19 protein-coding genes and 1 pseudogene are annotated in these 24,606 nt (G+C 43.3%); 13 read left to right on the top strand and 7 right to left on the bottom strand.

Features of this window, described 5'->3' with window-relative positions; genetic code table 11:
- Window positions 1-187: 187 nt before the first annotated feature.
- The 5 genes and pseudogenes from metE to J6578_RS03810 all read left to right on the top strand — a co-directional run bounded on the left by metE (window position 188) and on the right by J6578_RS03810 (window position 9,573).
- Window positions 188-2,461 (top strand): 5-methyltetrahydropteroyltriglutamate--homocysteine S-methyltransferase, encoded by a 2,274-nt coding sequence (gene metE / locus J6578_RS03830; RefSeq protein WP_287953934.1) that lies wholly within the window; start codon window positions 188-190, stop codon window positions 2,459-2,461.
- Between the two features lie 669 nt (window positions 2,462-3,130).
- Complete coding sequence (locus J6578_RS03825) at window positions 3,131-3,613, top strand: PAAR domain-containing protein (protein ID WP_287953965.1); 483 nt, start codon at window positions 3,131-3,133, stop codon at window positions 3,611-3,613.
- Window positions 3,614-3,735: 122 nt separating this feature from the next.
- A pseudogene (locus tag J6578_RS03820) lies at window positions 3,736-4,449 on the top strand (DUF6402 family protein); the annotation flags it as partial.
- 712 nt (window positions 4,450-5,161) lie between these two features.
- Window positions 5,162-5,572: a DUF6201 family protein gene (locus J6578_RS03815; protein WP_287953933.1), complete on the top strand. Its 411-nt coding sequence runs from the start codon at window positions 5,162-5,164 to the stop codon at window positions 5,570-5,572.
- Window positions 5,573-6,087: 515 nt separating this feature from the next.
- Complete coding sequence (locus J6578_RS03810) at window positions 6,088-9,573, top strand: PilC/PilY family type IV pilus protein (RefSeq protein WP_287953932.1); 3,486 nt, start codon at window positions 6,088-6,090, stop codon at window positions 9,571-9,573.
- Between the two features lie 559 nt (window positions 9,574-10,132).
- On the opposite strand, the gene J6578_RS03805 is transcribed toward J6578_RS03810, so the two are convergent.
- The 3 genes from J6578_RS03805 to bioH are packed head-to-tail and all read right to left on the bottom strand — an operon-like array spanning window position 10,133 to window position 12,594.
- The gene (locus J6578_RS03805) at window positions 10,133-11,023 is read right to left on the bottom strand and encodes a patatin-like phospholipase family protein (RefSeq protein ID WP_093092549.1); all 891 of its coding nucleotides are present in this window, start codon (window positions 11,021-11,023) and stop codon (window positions 10,133-10,135) included.
- 6 nt (window positions 11,024-11,029) lie between these two features.
- A complete protein-coding gene (locus J6578_RS03800) occupies window positions 11,030-11,845 on the bottom strand; it encodes a class I SAM-dependent methyltransferase (RefSeq protein WP_287953931.1) in 816 nt (271 codons plus the stop codon).
- Window positions 11,842-12,594, bottom strand: a complete 753-nt coding sequence (bioH, locus tag J6578_RS03795; protein WP_287953930.1) for a pimeloyl-ACP methyl ester esterase BioH — start codon at window positions 12,592-12,594, stop codon at window positions 11,842-11,844. The genes J6578_RS03800 and bioH overlap by 4 nt, the downstream gene beginning before the upstream one ends.
- Between bioH and J6578_RS03790 the strand changes: the two genes are divergently transcribed.
- The 7 genes from J6578_RS03790 (at window position 12,593) to J6578_RS03760 (ending at window position 18,540) form a co-directional block, all read left to right on the top strand.
- Window positions 12,593-13,303, top strand: a complete 711-nt coding sequence (locus J6578_RS03790; protein WP_287953929.1) for a ComF family protein — start codon at window positions 12,593-12,595, stop codon at window positions 13,301-13,303. The two genes, bioH and J6578_RS03790, sit on opposite strands and share 2 nt — an antisense overlap.
- A gap of 324 nt (window positions 13,304-13,627) precedes the next feature.
- Entirely contained in the window at window positions 13,628-14,377 is a 750-nt protein-coding gene (locus J6578_RS03785; RefSeq protein ID WP_239363695.1) for a septal ring lytic transglycosylase RlpA family protein, read from the top strand.
- A gap of 79 nt (window positions 14,378-14,456) precedes the next feature.
- Window positions 14,457-15,035: a Holliday junction branch migration protein RuvA gene (gene ruvA / locus J6578_RS03780; protein ID WP_093092555.1), complete on the top strand. Its 579-nt coding sequence runs from the start codon at window positions 14,457-14,459 to the stop codon at window positions 15,033-15,035.
- A 41-nt stretch (window positions 15,036-15,076) separates the two neighbouring features.
- Window positions 15,077-15,625 carry a 5' nucleotidase, NT5C type gene (locus J6578_RS03775; protein WP_093092557.1) on the top strand — a complete coding sequence of 183 codons (549 nt, stop codon included), beginning with the start codon at window positions 15,077-15,079 and terminating at the stop codon, window positions 15,623-15,625.
- A gap of 37 nt (window positions 15,626-15,662) precedes the next feature.
- Window positions 15,663-16,277, top strand: a complete 615-nt coding sequence (locus tag J6578_RS03770; protein ID WP_037491625.1) for a Type 1 glutamine amidotransferase-like domain-containing protein — start codon at window positions 15,663-15,665, stop codon at window positions 16,275-16,277.
- Between the two features lie 184 nt (window positions 16,278-16,461).
- Window positions 16,462-17,751, top strand: a complete 1,290-nt coding sequence (gene ftsY / locus J6578_RS03765; RefSeq protein ID WP_287953928.1) for a signal recognition particle-docking protein FtsY — start codon at window positions 16,462-16,464, stop codon at window positions 17,749-17,751.
- A gap of 234 nt (window positions 17,752-17,985) precedes the next feature.
- Complete coding sequence (locus J6578_RS03760; RefSeq protein WP_093092561.1) at window positions 17,986-18,540, top strand: hypothetical protein; 555 nt, start codon at window positions 17,986-17,988, stop codon at window positions 18,538-18,540.
- Window positions 18,541-18,713: 173 nt separating this feature from the next.
- Here J6578_RS03760 and J6578_RS03755 read toward each other — a convergent pair whose 3' ends face one another.
- From J6578_RS03755 to J6578_RS03740, 4 genes are all read right to left on the bottom strand, one after another.
- Complete coding sequence (locus J6578_RS03755) at window positions 18,714-19,820, bottom strand: 5-methylcytosine restriction system specificity protein McrC (RefSeq protein ID WP_287953927.1); 1,107 nt, start codon at window positions 19,818-19,820, stop codon at window positions 18,714-18,716.
- A gap of 5 nt (window positions 19,821-19,825) precedes the next feature.
- Window positions 19,826-21,016: an AAA family ATPase gene (locus tag J6578_RS03750; RefSeq protein WP_287953926.1), complete on the bottom strand. Its 1,191-nt coding sequence runs from the start codon at window positions 21,014-21,016 to the stop codon at window positions 19,826-19,828.
- Between the two features lie 170 nt (window positions 21,017-21,186).
- The gene (locus J6578_RS03745) at window positions 21,187-21,537 is read right to left on the bottom strand and encodes a hypothetical protein (protein WP_287953925.1); all 351 of its coding nucleotides are present in this window, start codon (window positions 21,535-21,537) and stop codon (window positions 21,187-21,189) included.
- 288 nt (window positions 21,538-21,825) lie between these two features.
- Window positions 21,826-23,925, bottom strand: a complete 2,100-nt coding sequence (locus J6578_RS03740; protein ID WP_287953924.1) for a M3 family metallopeptidase — start codon at window positions 23,923-23,925, stop codon at window positions 21,826-21,828.
- A gap of 129 nt (window positions 23,926-24,054) precedes the next feature.
- On the opposite strand from J6578_RS03740, the gene J6578_RS03735 reads away from it, so the two are divergent.
- On the top strand, window positions 24,055-24,606 hold the full coding sequence (locus tag J6578_RS03735; protein ID WP_287953923.1) for a gamma carbonic anhydrase family protein: 552 nt from the start codon (window positions 24,055-24,057) through the stop codon (window positions 24,604-24,606).

The raw sequence follows: 24,606 nt of genomic DNA, 5'->3' as shown, positions 1-24,606 counted from the left end.
CCATTTATCTATTTCCCCAACTAGACATTTATATACCATATCATATTCTCATCCCGATTGTACTGAAATGTAATATTAAAAATATTCATACAGAACAGCAAAATTTATCGCTTGCCGTCATGCCACAACTCACGCACACTGCTAATTATTGAAATCCATCATTCGCATAGAATAGAGAGAAATAAATATGAATACATTCCATCTGTCTGGTTACCCACGTGTTGGCGCCAAACGAGAATTAAAATTTGCGGTTGAAGCTTTCTGGAAAGGCAGCAAAAGTGAAGCCGAACTGCGCCAGATTGCTGCCGATATTCGCCAGAAAAACTGGGCAACTCAGATTGCAGCCGGCGCAGATTTGCTGCCCGTAGGTGACTTTTCCTATTACGACCACGTATTAGATACCCTGTGTGCACTTGGCGCCATTCCTGCACGCTTTGGTTTTGATGCAGCCAACCTGACATTAAGCCAGTATTTCGAACTGGCACGCGGCAATGCCACTCAGGTAGCCATGGAAATGACCAAATGGTTTGATACCAACTACCACTACATCGTGCCAGAATGGCATCAGGACACCAGCTTTAAAGCCAACGCAACCAACCTGATTGCCCAGATTGAAGAGGCCAAAGCCACCGGACATGATATCAAACCCACCCTAATAGGCCCGCTTACCCTATTATGGTTAGGTAAAGAAAAAGATACCGGCCATAACCGTCTGCAACTATTGCCGCGTCTGCTGCCTGAGTACCAGAAACTTTTACGTGCACTGGCTAATGCCGGTGTTGACTGGATCCAGATTGACGAACCCATTCTTGCCGTCGATATTGCCCGCGAATGGCTGGATGCTTTTGCGCCTACCTATCAGGAACTGGCTATTACCGGCACACGGATCATCATTGGCACCTATTTTGGTAGTGTTGCCGAACATCTTAATTTGCTCAAAAGCCTGCCAGTAAACGGCGTACATATCGATTGCGTACGGGCACCGGAACAACTGGCCGAATTTGCCAATGCATGGCCGGAAAACAAAGTACTGTCTGTTGGCCTGATTGACGGTCGCAACGTCTGGCGTGCCAATCTGCGTGAAGTAATTGATTTACTGGCACCAGTTGCCACCCAGTTAGGCAACAACTTATGGATTGCACCAAGCTGCTCACTGTTACACAGCCCGCAGGATTTAAGCGTAGAAGAGAAACTTAACCCCGAAATCAGAAACTGGCTTGCCTTTGCTGCCCAGAAATTACAGGAACTGGGCATCATCAAACAGGCACTGGCGCACGGTAAAGACACCGTACAGGAAGCACTCGCTACTTCTGATGTGGCCGCTGCCGGACGCAAAACCAGCAAACTGATTCATAATGACAAAGTTGCAGAACGCGTAGCCAACCTGCGCGCTCATGCCGACCAGCGCCATAGCCCGTTTGCACAGCGGATTGAAAAACAACAGGCATGGATGAATCTGCCCTTACTGCCCACCACAACCATAGGTTCATTCCCACAAACTCAGGAAATCCGGCAGGCACGTGCAGCCTTTAAAAAGGGCGAACTGAGCGCGGCTGATTACGAAGCCGCCATGAAAAAAGACATTGCCTACTGTGTAAAACAGCAGGAACAACTGGATATCGACGTACTGGTGCATGGTGAAGCCGAACGCAACGACATGGTCGAATACTTTGGTGAACAACTGGATGGCTACTGTTTTACCCAGTATGGCTGGGTGCAAAGCTACGGCTCCCGCTGCGTAAAACCCCCGATTATTTTTGGAGATGTTGCCCGTCCCAAAGCCATGACCGTTGCTTGGTCTGCCTATGCCCAGTCCCTAACCAAACGGCCGATGAAAGGCATGTTAACTGGTCCGGTAACCATGATGAAATGGAGCTTTGTGCGTAACGATGTACCATTGAGTCTGGTGTGCAAACAAATTGCACTGGCACTGAACGACGAAGTACTGGATCTGGAAAAAGCCGGTATCCGCGTAATCCAGATTGATGAACCAGCCATTCGTGAAGCCCTGCCACTGAAACGTGCACAATGGGATGAATATCTGGCTTGGGCATGTGAATCATTCCGCCTTACCTCAACCGATGCCGACGACAGCACCCAGATTCACACCCATATGTGTTATTCCGAATTCAACGACATACTGCCCGCCATTGCCAGCATGGATGCTGATGTAATTACCATCGAAACCTCACGTTCCGATATGGAATTACTGGATGCCTTTGTCAAATTCAGCTACCCCAATGATATCGGCCCCGGCGTTTACGATATCCACAGCCCGCGTGTACCTACCGAAGCAGAAGTAGAACACCTGCTGCGAAAAGCACTGAAAGTAATCGACCAGCGACGATTATGGGTAAATCCCGATTGCGGCCTCAAAACCCGTGGCTGGCCAGAAACCACCGCAGCCCTGCAAGTGATGGTTAATGTTACCAAAAAACTACGTGCCGAATTAAACGCCTAAACCTACCAGATTAGCGTTATGCACAACCGAACCGCTCCGACAAAACCGGAGCGGTTTTCCGTATCAGCTCCCTTAACTAACATTCAGGAAAATACCAGCAACTCACGGATTCAAATAATCGAATCAGGATAAAATGTGCCTATAAAATACCCTGTATTAGACAGATACATACAGGCACATTTCCGCATAAATCATATATTTACTGCATAATTGCTATAAAATAGTAATGAAAATAAAACCATAGCCACAGCATTTGTTTGATACAGATCACTTTCCCTAAACTACCAAACATAACAGCATATAAACGTCTATCCTGATACATAATTATATGATTACAAGCTGAAAATATTGCTATTCTTTAATAAAGCAACCTGTTACAGCCAGAAGCAGTAATACAAACGCTTGCCGTTTAGCATCTAACTGTATAACTGAATACTAACTGATTGATTAACATGCTACTTATTGCAAAGTAATATTTTGGTATTGGAGCTATATTTATTCCAGACAAGAGACAGCAAACAATAGCAGTCGTCAAAGAATAAAAGGCAAACAATACAAAGCACATATTGCAGTCATAAAGAATGAGTTTATCTGATTACCTGACAAAACCATAGCTTATATGGTCAAATTTTATACTTAACTATTATTAGGGGGAAAATTGGCTAAAGGATATTTTTAAGGGTTGGAGATCGCACCACTTGTGGTGGCAAAATAATCAGTGGTGACAGCATGATTTTATGGCATGGTATTGCCGCAGCCTGGGAAAGAGATTGGGTTACCTGTGGACAACATAGCGGCACCTATCGCATCACAGGCGGAGTAAGCAGTATGTTTAGCCCGACCAAAAAACTGGCCGGCTCAATCAGCAGCATCAGTACCTGCCCGTGTAATGCACGCTTTATTCCAACCATCACCGACAGTTATATTGATGACACATTGTCCAAACCCATTAAAAGTATGCCGTATTCACGCAGCTTTTATACTCAATCACCAGAAAACATCAAAATTTATGGTGTGGCTTATGCCATCAAAACCTCTTCACACCTAGTGGAAGGTGAATCAAGCTGGGATGGTCATCTGGAATCGATACAAACCCCGCAACCTGAGTCGGTAGAAGTAAGCTATTTTATTCAGACTAAATTAGGAATGTAACCATGCCAGAATTGATTACCCATACCATGAAATCTGCACCCAAGATTACCCTGAATGCAGATATTTTTTCCATAGACCAGATTCCAGCTGCAATGGATAACATGGGCTGAAAAGTAGCACCGCAACTCATGCGGCACTGGTTTAGCGGAAAACCGGCCAAAGGTTTTACTGAAGCCACAAAAAATACCTATATGACGGGACCGGCAATAAATATTCCATTACAGCATGTAAATGATTCTATTGTGAAAATGGAGTGGGCGTTGAGATATAAACCTGTGCAGAAAGGTTTTGCAAAACTGAAAGAAGATTGGGCAAGCCCAAAAGGAAAAGAACAACTGGGCAAAAAACTTATTAAGAATAATGGTATTCTCAGAAATTATAGAGATGTTAAGGAAATTGATACATTAACTGTAGTAAATAAGACTAAAATAGGCGATTATCTATGGGGTTTTGGAAAAACCATTAATGATTATTTCGGCGCAATAGGTAAGGTAAATTTAAAAGTTGCACCACAGGGGTATCAGGATAAATTTCAGGGAAAAGATGTCTTTATTACCGAGGCCATCGGATTTTATATCAAAGACAGCTATGATTTTTTCGGTGAGGAATTTCTCGGGATCTGGAATAAAAAAGGCATACTCAGCAAAAAACAAGCATTGCTATATATGGATGCCTACGAGCTTAAAAAGTGGAAACTCTTATATGATATGAAGATGCAATGGACGGTGCCCGTATATAACAAAGATTTCAGGCAATGGCAGCGCATAAGGAATACCGGCATAGATTTTATTGTTTTTTCAGATATTTTATGGATTCCCCCCTTTATCGAAGCATAGAATTATTGAGTTATTAAACAAATAATCTTAAAAATAATTGTTTCAGCTTTATTGCCGTCTTTATTTATTTAGATTATTTTTTCATCTTCAGCAATTTATGGCAATTTTAATCAGAAATCTTCTATCCTAAGCGAAAATGGAGAATATAAACTGATTATTTATAAACACTTCCCTACATCCCAGAGGAAATAAAAAGTGAAATATAATGCTATTGAGATATTTATTAAAACGATTCTGCGGAAAGATATAAATTTTGTAAAAAAATTAATATTTATTCTTTTAACACTAATTGCGTTTATATGGTGGTTACTTTTCTCCTCTTCCTGTTTTTATGGTGATTTTAATTTGTATTACACCAAAGAGGGCGATGATGGTGAGTATTACTTAAATATGTATCAACATCTGCCCACCACACAGATTGCGGTCTATAAGCTAATAGATGGATACGACAAATATTTTTGAGTTTTATATAATAAAGATGGCAAGGAGATATGGCATTCACCTTATTATGCCTATTTAAGTGATACGATAGGTGGTTTGGTTATTCCTACTAAAAAAAGCAATTTATTAAGGTATTCAAGTAATGGAGAATGGGAAGTGATAGATTTAACGGATAAAATAAATCAAGTAAACGGTAAAAAATAAAGAAATCAGCATAGATGGTTAGCGGTGGATTTAGCCAGCCTATCATCAGGTAGCGGAGTTTTAGATAATGAAAAAAATCATAAAAAGCATCATAAAAATCATCATAGGGATATGCTATTTTGCATTTTTTTACTGGTTATGCCTGTTTTCCTCATCCAGTTTTTATGGTGATTTTAATCTTTATACAACAATAAGGAGTGACGATGGAGAATACTATGCCAATATATATAAACATTTGCCCACATCACCTATTTCTATAGTGCAAATACTGGGAGGCAATAAATACTTCACAGTTTTATATAATAAAAAGGGAGAAGAATTGTGGAGGGTATCTTACTTTGACTATATTGGTGAGGAATCACTGGTTGATATGATGGCTTTTCCTGATGAAACAAATAATGTCTTTATCTGCCCAACAAATCATGGATTGGATGGGCATGATTTTTCCAAAACCATACGCAATCATAAATTACAGTAAATCATTTTATATAGGTGGTTTATGAAAAAGATATTGCTAAAGCTCATTATTTTATCTTCGTCTTGTCTGGCTATTACATGGTTACTGCTGTTTTCCTCAAAAGAATAACAACAAGCATTTGTGGCTTATGCTTATTGGTACAATCATCAAGCTTACATTCATCCTTAGGCTATTTGCCTGCGGTAGAATTTAACAAATAGCTATTCCTTAATTTTGTTGTTTGAATAGGTGTTGCCATTCCAATTGGATTGATACCTTTTAGCAACATTGCGCAAGTAAAGAGATAACCAAAATGATTAACAATTTATAACACTGAAGGCCACAAGAGGCACTAAAATATAATATTCGTTGCATATAAAACCCGCTGCGTAATTTCTATGTGAACCGGGTACAAAATGTGAAATATTTACATTTTTAATTATACCTATGTATAATCAGGAAAATATTTAACAGTTTGGTGGTATTGATTCAAGTAAGGCGACTGTATCGTAGTTAAATAATCTGAGAGACATCGTATGAGCACTGTAAATATAAAACCAAAGAAAAGCAAAATTATGCAAAAAAGAAATTTTCTATTTCTCGCTGTCAGCAGCGCATTAGCAGTCGTTTCATTATCCCAAGCGCGCGCTGCGGTCAATAACTTTGCAGAGGTTCCTTTCTATTTACAGGGTAAAACTACTACAACTAAGGCATACAACGTTAAGCCTAATGTTGCGCTTTATATCGATGATTCAGGTAGTATGGTTACAAATTTAACTCTAAAGTGTCCTGTAGTCCATACCTATACATGTCAGAGCTTGTTTCCTAATCACATGTGTGCAAATTGGGGAAGAGCGGTAGTTTCCAACAAGGAGGTTTCCCTTAAGTGGGGTGAACCACAGACTGTGATTAAAGATGATCCCAAGGAACTATCACCGGAAAAACATACAATAACTTATTATTTGGGTTGCCGCTATGATGGAGTTACGAGACTAGATGCGGTTAAAAATGCACTCAATTCTGTTATTGATAAATATAGCGACAAATTTTATTTTGCGCTACAGCCAATGAATGGTTGGTTGAGGTATGAGGCGGATCCTAATAGACCAGGTTTTCTTCGTCGTATTAGTTTTAATAAGTTTTACGACACCTCAAAACCAGAAGAATATCGGCAGCTTAAAGACTATATTAACGGTGATAGCAGTAAATTCATTTATCCTTTGCTACCGGGCGGAGGTACGTTTACTCATCAGCGGTTAAATGCCATAGTAAGAAATACTGTTTTCAATAAATTACGCTATCGTTGTCAAAAATCTTATTTAATCATTTTCTCTGATGGCGAAGCAGCAGACGTTTGGCCTCTGGATGATCGAACAAGATTTCGTGATTGGTTTGGAGGGCAGGCGGGTTATTATGATGGTTATTTTGATGAGAATAAAGAACCTCGCGAAGTTATATCCGTACCAGAGGTTAAGAAATTACAGTATTATACGGATATCTTACGGACAAAGAGCTTTGGTAACTATATCTATAAGAAATCATTTGTAGATGAGTTTGGAGGGACGGCTCGTTACGCTACCGAAGACGACGGATTGACATACTACTATGAAAAGTGGCCTATTCTCCCCAAGCGTGATAGTCTCAGGAGAACGGTGGATGAGGCCGGGAAACCATGGGATAGTGAAATACCAGATTCAAAGTCAGGAGAAAGGTTTACCCAGACGGTAACAACTTACACGATTGGCTCAGGCCTTGGCGCAATTCAGAAAGCTATTGATTATTTAAGAAATGGCGCATCTCCCAGACCAGAGCGAGATCCGACAAAACAAGATCCGGAGCGTTATTTTTTCAAGGCAGATAATGCAGATGAGATTTTAAACGCTTTTGAAAGTATTTTTAAAGAGATAGGTGGCGAGACAACGGAAGGAACCATAATTACAACGGCCAAAACGCCTAAAATAGGTGTATCCAGTAGCTCAAATACTGCAAGTCGTTCGATTATGGCTACGGTTAATACGGGTACCTGGAGCAGCCGGATTTGCATCAACAAACCTGATGCAACTGCTGAGGACATAAAAGCATGTGAAGTGCAGCCATCATTCAGCAATCGCCAACTGGTACTGAATGACGGTGGTACTTCTTACCTATATTCAGGTTCTATGCAGGACTTCAGCAATAAGTATTTCAAAATCCCAGATAATGAAAAGAAAAATACAACTGAATGGCGCGATGGCCTGTTAAACTGGCTTAATCGTTCTAATAATGAAAGTCAGAACAAGCCACAAGATTTTGTTCTGGATTATCGTAAGCGCGACGATATGGGAGAGATTTTAGACAATGATATAGAGACGATTGGTGATGAGGTATATGGCTTGCAGAAATTTCTGATTACCTCCACCAACGAAGGTATGGTCTATGTGTTTCAGGCAGCCAATAACGAAAGCCATCCCTATGATTTAAAATTTAATTATATGCCGATGCAAATGGATCGGGATGGTAGTGATGATCTTGTCCGCTATCATTACCAGAATTTGGTTGCCAATAATTATGGCAAAGACGATGCACACCCGCACGAGTATTTGCTTAATGGTGGTTTTGTTGTGGTGGGCACCCCTACTTTACCTAACAAGCCCAAACAGTATTTCATGGTCTCCAATATGGGACAGGGTGGTCGTGGTGCTTTCGCAATCAACATCGGTGGGCAGGATATTGCCACAGGCAGAAATATAGCTGTGGATAATATGAGTAGTAATACGTGGTATAAAGATTTATTCCTGTTTCAAACACCTAGTGGATTAGCCAACGAATTTGGCTATACTCTGGGTAGACCCGGTGTCGGTATCGTACGCATTAACAAAGATCCACAAGCTTCAACAACTTCAATAACCGATCATCTGCGTGAAGTGGCGGTGCTTAATAACGGTTATAATTATCCAGGCAAAGAAGTTTCTGATAATGAATCAGCCTTATATTTTTATGATATTTTAGGCGTGGATATCGGAACCGACAGCTACCAGAAAACGGGATACAATAAAGGAGAGTTGATTAAAAAACTAATAGCTGATACTAACGGAGGTGGCCTTTCAGGCCCGGTTGGCTACGATATAAACAATGATGGTGTGACTGATATAGTTTATGCCGGAGACTATGGCGGTAACCTGTATCGATTCGATATTCGCAATCCGGATCCGGATAAATGGACAGTCAGAAAAATCTTTACTGCCCAAGGTCCGATAACCATAACGCCTACTTTATTTAAACCAAACCCTGAAGATCCGCGTGCAGATCACAAAATAATTATTGTCTTTGGCACAGGCAGCGATATATACCAGTCTGATAAAGATAAGAAAGACCAGCAGGCAATATATGGCATATATGATGATTATGATCAGCCAGCTAATACAGTAATTACTCATGATCAGTTACTGAAACAAACGATGTCCTATAACGGAGATAACGGTAACGGTACACTCAGTAACTCAAAATTTGAGCCTACACGGCACAAGGGCTGGTACTTTACACTGAATACAGATGGAGAGCGGGTGGTAACCAGAATTGAAAGTCTTCTAACAACAGGAGTTGCGGTTACCCGAGCCTATAATGTGACGCGAAGTGGTGATTTGCTAGACGATCCCTGCAGACAAACAACCACAAGCGAAGAAACAAAAGTTTTGTCACGCCTGACACAATTTAATGTCAGAACGGGTGGCGCGCTTACACAGGATGCACCGCGTGTTGTTACAAATGATGGTGATTCAAGCTCCAGCAGCAAGAGTATCGTGGGCATGTATGCATTGAGAATAGTTACTAATGGAAACGGTCAGTTTAACAACTTAGACACTTTAGTGTCAGGAAATCAGGATGTGGGTGGTCATAAGAAACAAGATAAAGATATGTGTGCCCGTAAACCTCTCGAGGTTCACAGTTCTAATGGCATGGCTGGTGCAGAAAATGTCCCAATGTGCCCGATAAGCTTCAAACGATTATCATGGCGGGAAGTTAAAACCGATTATAACCAATAATTGCAGAGGCTATAAAAACAGTCAGATAAATATTTATCTGACTGTTTTTTTATTGAGTAATTGACGGTATTCCTTTTCGATTAAATCTCTAAAAGCAATATTGCCAGTAACAGAAGATTGATCAATGGTTTTTTGACTGATCTGGAAAGCCAGCTGTGATTTAATCTATCTTAATGATTTGATGTATCTCGAAAAAAGCTGAGGCGGGTATGCTGGTTAAGAAGCTTATATAGCTTTGTATTCAGTATTTTGGCCGTTTTGTTAAGAGAATCTAATGTAGTGAAATCATACTATTGTATGTTATTTTTATAATATGGCTATGAATAAAATATAGAACACTAAAACAGGCCGCATGATTTTTACGTGAGTACGGTACTAAGCTTCGGGTATTTACGCGGATATTGGCAGATATTGCTGGCTATGGGTAATGTACTATTGTGCTGTTTAATGATAAATAAATTCAATATATTTATTTTGCATAATTTTCAACGGAATTAACCAGAATAGAAATGCAGACTGCTTAAAAGCAGTCTGCGCAGGCTATTTTGATTTTGTATACTTAGTTAACCTGATATCTGGCCAGTACTGCGCGAATTTGCGGCAATGCGGCACGAGCCGCCTGTTCACCTAGCTGGATAGCCTGAGTTTTCTGGTCAAAGCCACCAACAGTGCCCAGTTTTTGCACCTGCGGGCGAATAATCACTTGTGCCTTGCTCAATTCGCTGCTTAATGCGGAAGCACTCATAATATTAAGGCTCTGGTCGAGGTAAGAAAAGAAACCTTCACTGGTGAGGCGTGCAGGTTTGGCGGAAATGTCTACGGCAATCACCACATTGGCACCAAGCTGTCTGGCGGCACTAACGGGTACAGGGGCAACCAGTCCGCCATCTACAAACCGTTTATTACCGATAACTACAGGCTGAAAAATATTGGGAATGCTGGCCGAAGCCCGTACTGCCTGCCCGGCATTACCACTGGTGAATACAGCCATGCGTCCGGTACCAAATTCAGTGGCTACTGCGCCAAAGCGGATAGGAAATTGCTGAATCGGTTTATTACGTACTTTGGTGTTGATGTAATCTTGCAGTTTCTGCCCTTTGATAAAGCCGGAAGTAGACAATACTGGGTCGACTAAGTCTGATTTATTCAGTATTTCAGCCTCCAGCTCCAGTCGGTCGGGGCTCATGCCTGAGGCATACATGCTGCCCACAAGTGCGCCGGCGCTGGTGCCGGTAACGATGCGTACCGGAATGTGGTTTTCCTGTAATACTTTAATCACGCCGATATGGGCAAAACCTTTGGAAACGCCACCACCAAGTGCCAGCCCGATGACGGCACGAGGCTTGGCCGGCGCCGTTGGTGTGGGCGGAACAGTATTTTTACAGGCAGTAATGGTGATAAATGTGGTAATAATCAGTACGCTATTGCGCAGCAATGCTGTGAATTTCATATGATATTAAGGTTTAAATGTTTTAGTTGGAGAGGATGGGTAAAATTGTATTGGTGTGGCATTGTCTGGCAGTATTTGTTTTTTAACGCCATGTCCATATACGAGTTCAAGCGTTACGTTATGGATATCATTGTTTTTCCAAGCCTGAACCAGAATGCGCACCGCATCAATTTCGTTATCAAATTGCAGGCTCTGCCACAGGCCGGCTGTGCGCATGTCATCAATAAAGCGTTCTGCTTTTGTGTATTGCAGGGTAAGCATGTTCATGTCCATCACAGGGTCGTAAAAGCCATGCTGATACAGCATGTCCCCAAGATCGTGCATGTCGAGCAAATGTGGCGTTTTAACCACTATACCCGCCGTGCGCCATAGTGTCAGCACTTCTTTCAGGGTATCCGCACCAAAATGGCTGAAAAAAAGTAAACCATCTGGGCGTAAAGCGCCCGCCCAGTTATTTATCACCGCTATGGGGTCAGCCTGATGAATCAGACCGAGATTACTCCACACCATATCGGCAGCCTGATTGCTGGGAAGCTGATCAGAAACGGTTTGTACAGGCAGGCTGCTATTGAACTTCTGCAACCAGTTGAGTTTAGCTTTGCGCATGGCCTGCGCTGCCTGTAAATAGCGATCACGGCTGTCAAATTCCTGAAACCGGGCATGTGGATAACGCATCTTGAGCAGCCGGTAACTTTCATTACCATCAGCGGCGGCCAGCAGGATGTGCGCCGGTGGCTGCCTCAGAATACTCAGACGTTCGTCCAGAGTAGCGGCCAGATGGGCATGGAGAAACCAGTCTGGCTGGTGTGGCAGAGTTGTCATGAATATCGTTCCCAAAATTGGCTCAGTACACGGGCAAATTCATCAGGGTGGCTTAAAAATGGTGTATGTGCAGCCTGTGGCAGGAGACACCATTCACTTTGCGGTAGCTGCTGATGCAGATATTCTCCCATGCGAGGTGGCGTAATTGCATCGCGGCCACCATAAATCAGTAATACCGGACAGTTTATGCTACTGAGTAAAGGGCGTAAATCAGCTTGTTCTAACGCATACAAGGCAGCGTTAAGCGCAGCCGGCGGCCCATACTGGCAGATGGCAGGCACCAGACTGTTGAGACAGGCGTGTGCAGAAGGATCTGCATACAGCATCTGCAACTGTAGAAACTCATGCATGTATTTGGGATAATCCTCGCTGAACCTGCTGGCCATCATATTGAGGCTAACACGTTGCAAACCTTGCGGATAGTCGCTGCTGGCTATTAGTTTGGCCAGACTGGCCGTCAGGCACAGCGAAGCTACTTTGTCTGGATAGCGTGCAGCCAGACTTAATGCCACCATGCCACCCAGTGACCAGCCAAGTAAATGAGCAGGATAACTTAGTTGTGTGGCCAGCCGGTCGGCAATACTGTCTATATTGAAAGTACCATCAAATGGTGCGCAGCCATGACCGGGCAAATCAGGCGTAGCCCAGTGTTTTTGCCAAGCAGCAGGCAGATATGCCTGCAAAGGGTCGAATATATGGTGATTGGCGCCCCAGCCGTGAATCAGTAAGGTTTGGGAAGGTGTAGTCATGGGAATGATTTCATTACTCACTTCATTCTGGCATACCTGTATTGGTGTGCCACATTGCTTATTATGCCACGATTATGCACATGTCTCAGGTTTGTGCCGGCTGTGCTGGGATGATATGGCTGATTTGCAGCGTACCGATACAGATCTGTGCCCGCGTTGCTGTGGTGGCCGGCTTTCGGCTGGCTTTTGCGAGCAGTGCCAGCAGCAATGGCCGTTTACCACCTTATATGCCAGTTATCGCTATGCAGCACCATTGCAGCAGATGCTGAGCGCATTCAAGCATCAACGGCAGCTCGCCTTGCTGGATACATTGGCGGCACTGATGCTGGCGCAGCCACCGCAATGGCTGGAGCAAGTAAAGATAGATGCTGTGCTGGCTATGCCATTGAGCCGTAAACGTCTGTTTGAGCGCGGTTTCAATCAGAGCCAGCTGCTTGCCACAATCATTGCCCGGCATTATGCGCTGCCTGTGCTGCGGCCAGACTGCGTACACCGTTGCTACCGGCCACCACAATCAACTTTGAAAAAATCGGTACGGCCGCGCAATGTACGCGGTATATTTCGTTTTAATCAGGCAGTAAAAAAACGTAACCTGTTGTTAATTGATGATGTTGTGACCACAGGTGCAACAATTACTGAGTTGGCGCGAGCCCTTAAAAAATCAGGTGTCTCACGCGTTTATGTCTGGACACTGGCGCATCCGGAATGAAAAATCTTTGACAGACAAAGGGCTATTTGGCATAGTGTCGCCCTGTTAAATAACTGATTCAATTATTAACTGCGTTACAATTTTGGCATTTTGCCAATTAGTAAGCAACTTTTTGAACCCGCCAATGTGCTGTAATAAATAACAGCCGGCGTTTGTTCTTGCCAATTGAGGTTATAGCCTCTCCCGCCACATTTTACCGTGGCCGCCGCTGTTTTTTGCTGTCTTAGTATAAATTCAGTTTTTACCGGATAAAGTATTGTTGTAAACAACAATGGTTGTGCGTCTGGTTTTTGCGTCTTTTACTCAAAGAAACGGAAATACGGTTTGATCAGGATTAAAGTATTATTTGTCAGTCTGGCGATGATGTTTGGTTTTAGCATGGCTTATGCCAAACAGAGCAGTAATTTGTCAGCGCCGGTTTATCATGCTAAAAAATCAGTATCTAATCTTAAAGTAGTACCAGCAGAACATCTGCATAAAACAGCTAATCTTAGCTATCAGGTAGCAGGAAAACGCTACTATCCTCTACAAAAAGTAGCCAGCTTCAATCAGGTAGGACGTGCTTCCTACTATGGTAAAAATTTTCAGGGTCGCCGTACTTCTTCCGGTGAACGTTTTGATGTCAACATGCTTACCGCCGCGCATCCGACCTTGCCTATTCCCAGTTATGCGCGGGTAACCAATCTGTCCAATGGCAAGACAGTGGTCGTACGTGTTAACGATCGTGGCCCGTTTCACGCTAACCGCGTAATGGATTTATCCTATGCCGCAGCGCAACAGCTAGGTTTTGTTCGTGCCGGTACTGCTCAGGTACGGGTAGAACAGATTGTACCCGGAGAACGTATCCAGCCGGCTGGCACAGGTGGCAATATTTATGTCGATCTACAGCGCTTTGGTAGTAAAGAAAAAGCCCAGCAGTATCTGAAAGCAACTTCGCGTCATTTACAGGCGGCCGGCAGCCAGCAGCAGACCAAACTGGTCAAAGTCAACAACAGCTATGTTGTCCGCATGGGGCCTTTTCAGCAGCAGCAACGTGCTGATGAAGCGAAAAAATCAATGTTAACCGCATTGTAAACCCTGTTATCAGCTTGGAAAAAAGCCCGTGGTATCATGCACGGGCTTTTGTTTATTTGCTAGTAGGAAAAGGAATATAATGATTGGTCGCTTACGTGGAATTGTGCTGGAAAAAAATCCGCCTGTAGTCGTACTGGATGTTCATGGTGTAGGCTATGAGGCACAGGTATCCATGCAAACCTTTTACACCTTGCCGGCAGTGGGAGAAGAAACGGCCTTGTATACACAGCTGGTAGTACGCGAAGATGCCCATTTGCTGTTTGGTTTTGGCTCCCGCGAAGAACGGGAAACATTTCGGGCACTGGTAAAAGTAAGCGGTATTGGTGCTAAAAGTGCCTTAGGCATATTATCCACACTCGCGAGTGATGAATTGGCTGCTGCAATTGCCGCCGAAGACATTAAACGCCTGACAGCCGCGCCCGGTATCGGGAAAAAAACCGCCGAACGCATGGTACTGGAATTACGTGGCAAACTTGCCGGTAGTGGTAATGCTGCTGGTCTGTTTACCGCAGAAACTGCTGGTAGTAATGAAGATATTATCAATACACTGCTTGCTCTGGGCTATACCGACAAAGAAGCCCGTACTGCTTGTAAAAATATACCGGCTGGCACTGATATCAGTGAAGGCGTACGGCTGGCCTTAAAAAATATGCTATAACTATCTGTTTAATAATGACACAAGCCGCCCTAGGAATTTGTATGGCACCTAAATTGATTTTGCTGGATCAGGATGGCGTTTTAGCCGACTTTGAACAGGGAGTACGGCAGCTATGGCAACAAACTTATGAACAACCACTGCCACTGGCTGAGCGCAGGCATTTTTACCTGTGTGAAGATATGGCACCCCAGTATCACCAGCAGCTAGCTCAGATTTATAGCAGCAAAGGTTTTTTCTCCTCCTTACCACCAATGCGCCATGGCATTGCTGCGGCCAGACGCTTACTGGAAGCCGGCCATGATGTGCGTATCTGTACCTCACCCATACAGGCTTATCATTACTGTGTCGCTGAAAAATTTGACTGGGTATGCCAGCATCTGGGGGAAGACTGGCTACAGCGTATTATTTTAGCCAAAGACAAAACCTGGGTACGTGGTGATATTCTGATTGATGATAAACCACAGATAAGTGGTAGCCTGATACCGCAGTGGCAGCACTGGATTTACGACCAACCTTACAACCGAAGTCAGACCAAGCAGCGCCGGGTAAACTGGGCGCAACCGGAAACATGGTCTGAATTATTGCAATAATGATCATACGGCATAAATTGAAAATTGGAGATTAGCAGTGAAAACAATATTTTTAACCTCCTATATTGCCGGCACAACTCGGCAGCTTGCAGATTTTGTTCAGAAAAATCAAATAAACAGTAAAAATATCCTGTTTATTCCTACTGCCGGCAACGTTGAAAGTTACACCGGATATATAGATGAAGGCAAAGCAGCACTGCAACAACTTGGATTTCAGCTTGAATTACTGGATATAGCCAGTGCTGATACCCAGCAGTGCCATCAGGCCTTTGCCGCTGCCGAAATAATCTGCATAGCCGGTGGCAATACATTTTATTTATTGCAGCAACTGAAAAGCAAAAATCTTGATCAGCTACTTGTACACAGGCTGGCACAGGGCTGCATTTATATCGGCGAATCGGCAGGCGCAATTATTCTGGCCGCAGACATTGAATATAGCAGTATGATGGACGACAGCAGTCTGGCGCCTGAACTGGATAACTATGCCGGTTTAAACGTCATTGATTGCTACCCCTTACCGCATTATATCGAGGAACCTTTTGTAGATTCGGTACAGCAAATCTATGCGAAGTATAGCAATCATTTAAAATTAATACCCTTTAATAATCAACAGGCTGTTGTTGTAAGTGGGCGTGATTGTACGATTGTATAACTATTCATGAATACAAACCGGCAAAAGAATTACGCGGATAAGCAAAATCGCCTGAATAACATAGCAATAATGTCATAATGTATTATCAAACAAGCATCTGCTTAGGCTACAATAGCACAATTCATTCACTACCAAAGACAAGAGATTATTGAGCTTTGGTTTACCCTAGCATCAGGAATATCCCATGTTTCGATTTTTTAAAAGAAAAAAAAATACTGAGCCAGCAGTGGAACAACCCGTATCCACGCCCAGTCAGCCAGAAATTATAGAGCAGCCACAAGATGCAACTGCTGAGCCAGCCCCGGCTGAAACAACTGTTAAAACTGAAGCCGAACCCAATCACCCTACTACAGCCGAAGCAGCACCAGCTGACGAAGCAACTGCCCAACCGGCCACCGAGACAGCCGAAGAAATCATCGTACCGACAGTAGTAGATGAACCGGCAGCTATTGTTACAACCACAGAAACAGCACCAATTCAGACCGCGGCAAGTGAAAATGCCGTGGTTATCCCAGTTGCACCAGCAGAAACCAGTAGCGAGGCAGATAAACCGGCCAAGCTTGGTTGGGCAGCACGCTTAAAACAGGGATTGAGCAAATCGCGTAACCAAATGGCCAAATCGCTGGCCGCTGTGTTTGGCGGTGGCAAAATTGATGAAGACCTGTACGAGGAGCTGGAAACCGTACTGCTGACTAGCGATATGGGTATTGAAGCCACCGAAAAACTGCTGGCACAGGTACGCCAGCGTGTTACCCTGAAAGGGCTGAAAAACGGTAACGAACTGCGCAGTGCCCTGAAAGAAGCATTGTATGAATTATTGCTGCCCCTACAGCAGCCCCTGATTTTACCCACAGATAAAAAGCCGTTTGTGATTATGATGGCTGGTGTCAATGGCGCAGGCAAAACCACCAGCATCGGTAAATTGGCTAAATATTTTCAGGGTCAAGGTAAAAGCGTACTATTGGCTGCTGGTGATACTTTCCGCGCTGCTGCGCGCGAACAGTTGCAGCAATGGGGGGAGCGCAATAACGTTACTGTAATCGCACAGGAATCTGGTGATTCGGCTGCGGTTTGCTTTGATGCACTGGAAGCAGCCAAGGCGCGTGGTATTGATGTGGTACTGGCCGATACTGCTGGCCGACTGCCTACCCAGCTACATCTGATGGAAGAAATCAAAAAAGTAAAACGCGTACTGCAAAAATCCCTGCCTGAAGCACCGCATGAAGTGATGCTGGTACTGGATGCCAACGTTGGCCAGAATGCCATCAATCAAGTAGTCTCTTTCGACGATGCCCTTGGCTTAACCGGCCTGATTGTTTCCAAACTAGATGGCACCGCCAAAGGCGGTATTCTCGCCGCACTGGCGGCCAAACGCCCTATTCCGGTACGTTTTATCGGTGTAGGTGAAGGCATCGATGATTTACGCCCGTTTGATGCACGCGCGTTTGTGGATGCGTTGATTGAGGATGAGTAATCAAATCATACCAAATAAAAAAGCTGGCTATTAATATGAAATAGCCAGCTTTTTTATTGCTTCAGTATAAATTTAATATTCAGATAGCAAGACTTAATCATGTCCGCGAGCATATTGGAATAGCCGGGTAATCATGTAAATAAATACTATTGAAATTAAAAAATTTTACTTTAACTGTTTAATTTATATTAAAATAAATAATAAAAGAGGTTAATTCAAACAATAGAGATATTTATGACTCAGAATAATGACAATGTGCCACTGAGTAAATTGTTTTTACAGTACCAGCTATTTGGCTACAACATAATGGCGTATCTGAGTAAATCTCTTGCCAATGCTACATTAGGAGAGATTGATCATCATGCTGTAAACAATATAGATGGTTGTTACCAGAAAATAATCTTTCCTGACCAGACTTCGATTCGTTATACCACATGGAGAAATGGACGGCCATTTTATATTATTTTATTTAACCCACAGAAGGAATACCTATTTGAACTGGATTTATCCAGACTGGTTTGTATTGAAAACCGCTTTACCTGGTATCTGGGTATACCGACTAATCCCGATTCAAAAAAAATTTTGACAGATACACTGGAGCAGGTGCAACTGCCATTTGAGTATATGGCATGGGTAGAGGCTCAGAAGATAATGTTAAAACAGGGAAAAGTGGTTTTTAAAGAAGGATTTCTATTTCTTGAAGATAATAGTTGGGATGAACTGCTGGAAAAGCTCGCTGTACTTGTTCAGGCTGTAATGAGAAAACATAATATTGCCAACTACGGGTAAATTATAAAATTAATAGTTTGCTACAGATGATAGTTTGATTAGTCAAACACTGTTTTGCGTAAACTGGATAAGATAATAGAAAAACTATTAGTAATAATATTTTCGTCATAATTTTAATTTATTATCAGAATAGCCGGGATGGAATAATGAATTCAGACATACAGAAATCTTATTCAGCTACATCGACAATGGCATAATAAATTCAGCAGATTTTTTCTGATCAGGCTGGATTCCTGACTTAAATCAATGGTACAAAATCTGAATTGATGGTTTTGAATAGTGACATATTCATTAATTGTGTCATTTATCACCGGATATAACAGCATTCCAGTTGCATTACACGATGGCGGATCGGCTGCATTTTCCTGACTTCTCAGATAAGCATATAGCTGATAGATATGGCTGCTTTTAAAAACCTTGTTTTTGTAGCGGGACTGATGATGAATGGATGTGCATTTGGTATCAATAATCAGACGATGATTGCAGTTGCGATGCTCAATAATCAGATCTGTTTGCATATTAGGTAAAAAATTTTTTATGCCAGAGCTAGCCTGTTCCTGCTGCCAGTATAACCGTTTGCCTGTGCTTGTTTTCCAGTCGTTGCTATTCAGGTTTGCCCGGCAAAACCCAACCACTGCTTTTTCAAATAAACGCCGTAACCAGTGATCGGTTTTCTTTACCTGTTCGACCTGATGTACACCTGCCAGCTCAGTAGGAATGGCCAGATTAAAAATAAGCCGGCACAGGGTGAGCAGAGTTTTATCCTGTTTGCCTGATTGATCGAAATAGTCGGTTAAATAGTCATAGTGGGTTGACTGGCCTATTTTCAGCGCCTTAAAACGGCTGATGATTTTCTGGCATTGTCGAGTTAGGATTTTATCCTGTAACTGTGGCAGCAAGGCATGTGCAGCCGCATGGATATAACGGTTTTTAGGTGTATCAATGGTTAAATTATCAAAATGGCATTGAATTCGGCCTTTTTCCAGTAATTGCTGTCGTGCTGTGATAAGCATATCTATTTTTCCCCTGACACGATTCAGTACCTGAGCATGTTGCTGATAGCCACAGGATAATGAGCGCATCAGCCTTTTACCTACGGCCTGACAATACAGTTTGGCCACCAGCTTGATCAGATCCTCTGGGTTATTTTCCAGTTGTACCCGTTGCTGTTTGCCAAGTGTCTGGTACAGGTCAGAAGCATAGAGTAAAAGCAGCCAAATGTTTCTAATAGGTACAGTGGCTACGGTAGTTTTTACTGTTGATTGATTAGACAGATTCATAACAGCTAGCTGGCATCAGACAGTAATAATTCTATGGCATCTTTAATTTTATCCGGTTCATCAAACCAGTATTCCGCCAATAAGGGCTGGATTTCAGTTTGAATGATATGCCTAAACCAGTTGTCAGCGTCTGCTATCGGCTTATTGCTGGTCAGGTAGCTGTGCCCGATCGTAAATGCAGCTCCCAGCATGGGATCGTCACTGATTAGCTGGTTCAGTTGGTGCATTCGTTGCTGCCAATCCTGTAGTTTTTCTGGTGAAATATTAGTTTTTTCAGCCATGTATTCTCGCCACATATCACCAAAATTTGGGTGCAGATTGAAGAATGCAAAGCGGCGCCGCAAGGCAAAATCAACCATCGCCAGTGAACGATCGGCAATATTCATGGTACCGATTACATACAAATTATCTGGAATAAAAAAGCCCTTTTCATGTTCACGTTTATAGGTTAATTCCAGTGCCTCATGGGCAGTACGCTTATTAGCTTCCAGCAGGGTTAGCATTTCTCCAAAAATCTGTGCCGGATTACCACGATTGACTTCCTCAATTACTACTACATAGTTTGTATTGGCATCGTTTCTCGCCCGATTAGCTATTTCGATAAAAGGGCCATCAATCAATTCAAGCTTGCCATTACTGGATGGGCGATAGCCACGGATAAAATCCTCGTATGACATATTCGGATGAAACTGGATCGCTCTAATATTATCAAAATCGCGATAGCCAACTATTACATGAGCCAAGCGTTTGGCCAGCCAGGTTTTTCCTGTACCGGGTGGCCCCTGTAAAATCAGGTTTTTCTTTTCAGTTAATCTTGCCTGAATGATTGCTAACTGATCCGGATCGATAAAGCAGCCTTCTGCTATTAAGTCGTTCAGAGTATAAGGTTCTCTGACTATAGGCTGGTCAATACTCTTCAGAATATCAGTATCTTTTTCATCTGTAGTATCAGAATTATAATCTGATAGTTTGTATTGCCCATTTCCCTTAAAAAACAAAATTTTTTTATCGCGTAATTCCTGCAAGGTTCGGCTCACGGATTGGCCTATTGTTTTATTATTTGGGTATAGTATTTGCAGCTGCTGCTGATACTGATTCAGAAATTGTTGCCGGGTAAAAATACCGCTATCATTTTGCTGACAAAGCTCCTGAATGAAACCCAGTACTGTTTGTTGCCAGCCATTATTTTCCTGCACCTGATTTATAATGTCATTTAATTGTTGTTTGGCAAGATTGATATCACCAAAACGTTCCCGCCAATAGGGTGCGTTGCAAAATCTGTTGATATCCTGTGGCTGATTATGAAAGGTGAAATTAACTAATTGCTCAGATTGCCAGCTGGAAATATTTACCTGCCAGATGGTTTTTAAGCTGGTATAAAAATACCATTTTTTTCAGGAGTGCATTTTTGCCACTCGATTTTCAGGGATTTACCATCGCCCGGATTGTCGATAACAGTACCGATGGCTTTAATTTTCATTACCGAAACAGGGTAGCCTTGTGTATCGAAAGGCAAATCATCTGTTTGTACGTAAGTAGCCTTGATTGCAACCTGATCACCAGTGCTAATTAAACGAATCAGCTCTATATCCTTGCTATTATTGCCGTTGTATAGCCATTCGCCTTTGTTGATAAAATGTTCACTCTGGTCATCATTATCATTAAAACAAGCCCCTAAAAACCAATAGTTTTTATTTGTATTAACCATTTTCTTCATCTATGCAAATTGTCATAAGCAGTAGCCAAATCATATCATGTTAATTATTTTTTATTAATATAGCTAATTTTTAAACATAATTACGTTAAGTAGTAATAAGCCGGTTTTTTTAAGTACAGAATGTTTTTAATAATAAACTTTAGTTTATCAGCATAGATTTAATGGTAATTATTTTGAATACAAGCAGAATTTCTGTCTGGTTCAGAATAGCTAATACAATATCTGCCCCAAACTCTGGTCAAATAAAAACGCGGTGTTGTACACCGCGTTGTCTGTATTGAGCTAAATTCAGGCTGCTTCATTAAAACCACAATGACGCAACAGTGCATCAATATTTGGCTCGCGGCCGCGGAAAGCTTTGAATGACGCCATGGCCGGGCGGGAGCCGCCTACCGCGAGGACTTCACGCCAGAAGCGCTTACCTGTGGTGGCTGCATCAGCTTCTTCCTCAAACGCAGCATAGATATCAGCAGAAAGCACTTCTGCCCAGCTATAGCTGTAGTAACCGGCAGAATAACCACCGGCAAAGATATGGCTGAAGGAATGGGCAAAGCGGTTAAAGTCTGGCTGTGGCATCACTGCTACTCTACGGCGTACTTCCTGCAAGGTTTGTTGCCAGTCGCAGCCCGGATGGCTGTAGATTTCCATATCAAACTGGGCAAATTCCATCTGGCGCAGCATAAACAGGCCGGTCTGGAAGTTTTTAGCCGCCAGCATTTTGTCGTAAAGCTCTTTAGGTAAAGGCGCGCCGGTATCCTGATGGCTACTCATGCCAGCCAGCACATCGTATTCCCAGACAAAGTTTTCCATAAACTGGCTGGGCATTTCCACTGCATCCCATTCCACGCCATTAATGCCGGATACACCCAGCTCATCTACCTGAGTAAGCAGATGATGCAGGCCGTGGCCGGTTTCGTGGAACAGAGTCAGGATTTCATCGTGGCTTAAGCGTGCAGTATTACCGGCTACGGGCGGGGTAAAGTTGCATACCAGATAGGCAATTGGTGTCTGGAGCTGGCCGATATGATCTCCGCTGGTGAAACGGCGGCGGCCGCGGTAGTCATTCATCCATGCGCCGCCACGCTTACCGGCACGGGCATACAAATCCATGTATACGCCGCCAATAATGGCTCCGCCCTGTTCCAGCTCATAGTAGCGTACATCCGGGTGCCATACCGGTACCTGTTTCTCGATAAAATGTACGCCATACAGTTTGTCAATCTGGGCAAACAGACCGGCCAGTACGCGGTCGGCGGGGAAATATTTTTTTACTTCAGTCTGGCTGAATGCATATTTGGCCTGACGCAGTTTTTCGCTGGCATAGGTGACATCCCATGGCTGTAAATCATCCAGCCCGAGCTGTTCATGGGCAAAGGCTTTAACTTCGGCCAGATCTTTTTCGGCAAATGGTTTGGCGCGACGAGCCAAGTCTTGCAGGAATGCCAGTACCTGTTGCGGTGTATCGGCCATTTTGGTGGCCAGAGACAGTTCAGCATAATTCTGGAAACCCAGTAAATGTGCTTCACGTGCGGCGATTTGCAGGATACGGTTGATATTGGCAGTATTATCCCATTTGGACTCACCCAGCTCGCTGGCTCGGGTTGAGTAGGCATGATAGAGCTGTTGGCGCAGTTCGCGATTGTGTGCGTATTGCATTACCGCCAGATAATGCGGCATTTGCAGGCCGATTTTATAGCCGGTTTTGCCTTCGGCTTCGGCTGCGGCGGCAAACATGGCCAGTGCTTCTTCTGTCAGCCCGCTGATTTCGCTGTCGTGGGCAAAATCGGCGGCGGTGCTGCTGTGGCCGGATGCATTCTCTTTACCGGCTAATTCTTCGCCATTGGCAAAATACAGCGCAAACGCATCGGTAGCATCAAGTACATTCTGGCTGAATGCAGCAGACAGTTGTGCGCCCTCAGCCTGCAAGGCTGCAAATTCAGCCTGCTCCTGTTCCGGCAGTTCTGCACCACTTAGAACAAAATCGCGTAAATCATGATTCAGTTTGGTTTGCTGTGCTGCGCTCAATTGTGCATATTCTGCACTGGCCTTGATACTCTTGAAGCGCTCATATAAGGCGATATCCTGACTGATGGCCGTAAAAAATTCGCTCACTTTGGGCATCAGGGCATTGTAGGCTGCGCGTAATTCAGGTGTATCGGCCACGCTGTTCAAATGGGCAACTACCCCCCAGATACGGCCGACACGTTCGGTGATATTGGTTAATGCTTCTACTGTGTTATTCCAGTTTATGCCAGATTCTGCTTTTAGCGCGGTAATGGCGGTATTGGCCTGATTCATGGCTTCGGTCATGGCCGGTTCAATATCGGTGGCGCTGATGGCATCAAAGCGCGGTTCGCTATCCAGATTCAATAAAACATTTTCAGACATAGTATTCTCATGAGAAAAATACCTGTAAATTTGCGGCTTTTCAGGTAAATCGGGTGGATGGGACAGGAGCTGCTGTTTATCTTCTGCTCTAAATGATGTTGTATAATGCAATAGGATAAGGTCAAAACTATGAAAAACAATATTCGTTCTTATTTAGATACGCAACCACAAATTGCTGATGGTTGTTATATAGATGATATGGCTGTGGTTATCGGGGATGTGATTTTGCACGAGCAGGTATCTGTATGGCCGTTTGCGGTGATTCGTGCGGATGTGAACCGGATGCAGATTGGTGCCAGAAGTAATATTCAGGATCACTGTATGCTGCATGTGAGCCATAAAACAGCGGCCAAGCCGGATGGTTCACCCTTGCTGATTGGTGAGGATGTGACTATTGGTCATCATGTTAATCTGCATGGCTGTACGATTGGCAATCGCGTTCTGGTGGGTATTAATTCAATCGTACTGGATGATGCTGTTATTGAAGATGAGGTGATGATTGGCGCTGGTAGCTTGGTTCCGCCACGTAAACGGCTGGCCAGTGGCTATTTGTATATGGGTTCTCCCGTGCAGCAAATTCGCCCGTTAACGGAAAAAGAACGCGAATTTTTGCCGTATTCTGCGGCACATTATGTTAAACTTATGCAAAATTATCATGTTAACCCTTTAAAGAAAGGATAG

The sequence above is a fragment of the Snodgrassella sp. genome, from assembly GCF_024103505.1.
Classification (GTDB): Bacteria; Pseudomonadota; Gammaproteobacteria; order Burkholderiales; family Neisseriaceae; genus Snodgrassella; species Snodgrassella communis.
The sequence above is the reverse complement of the archived record's forward strand: the minus strand, read 5'-3'. Positions and strand labels throughout refer to the sequence as shown.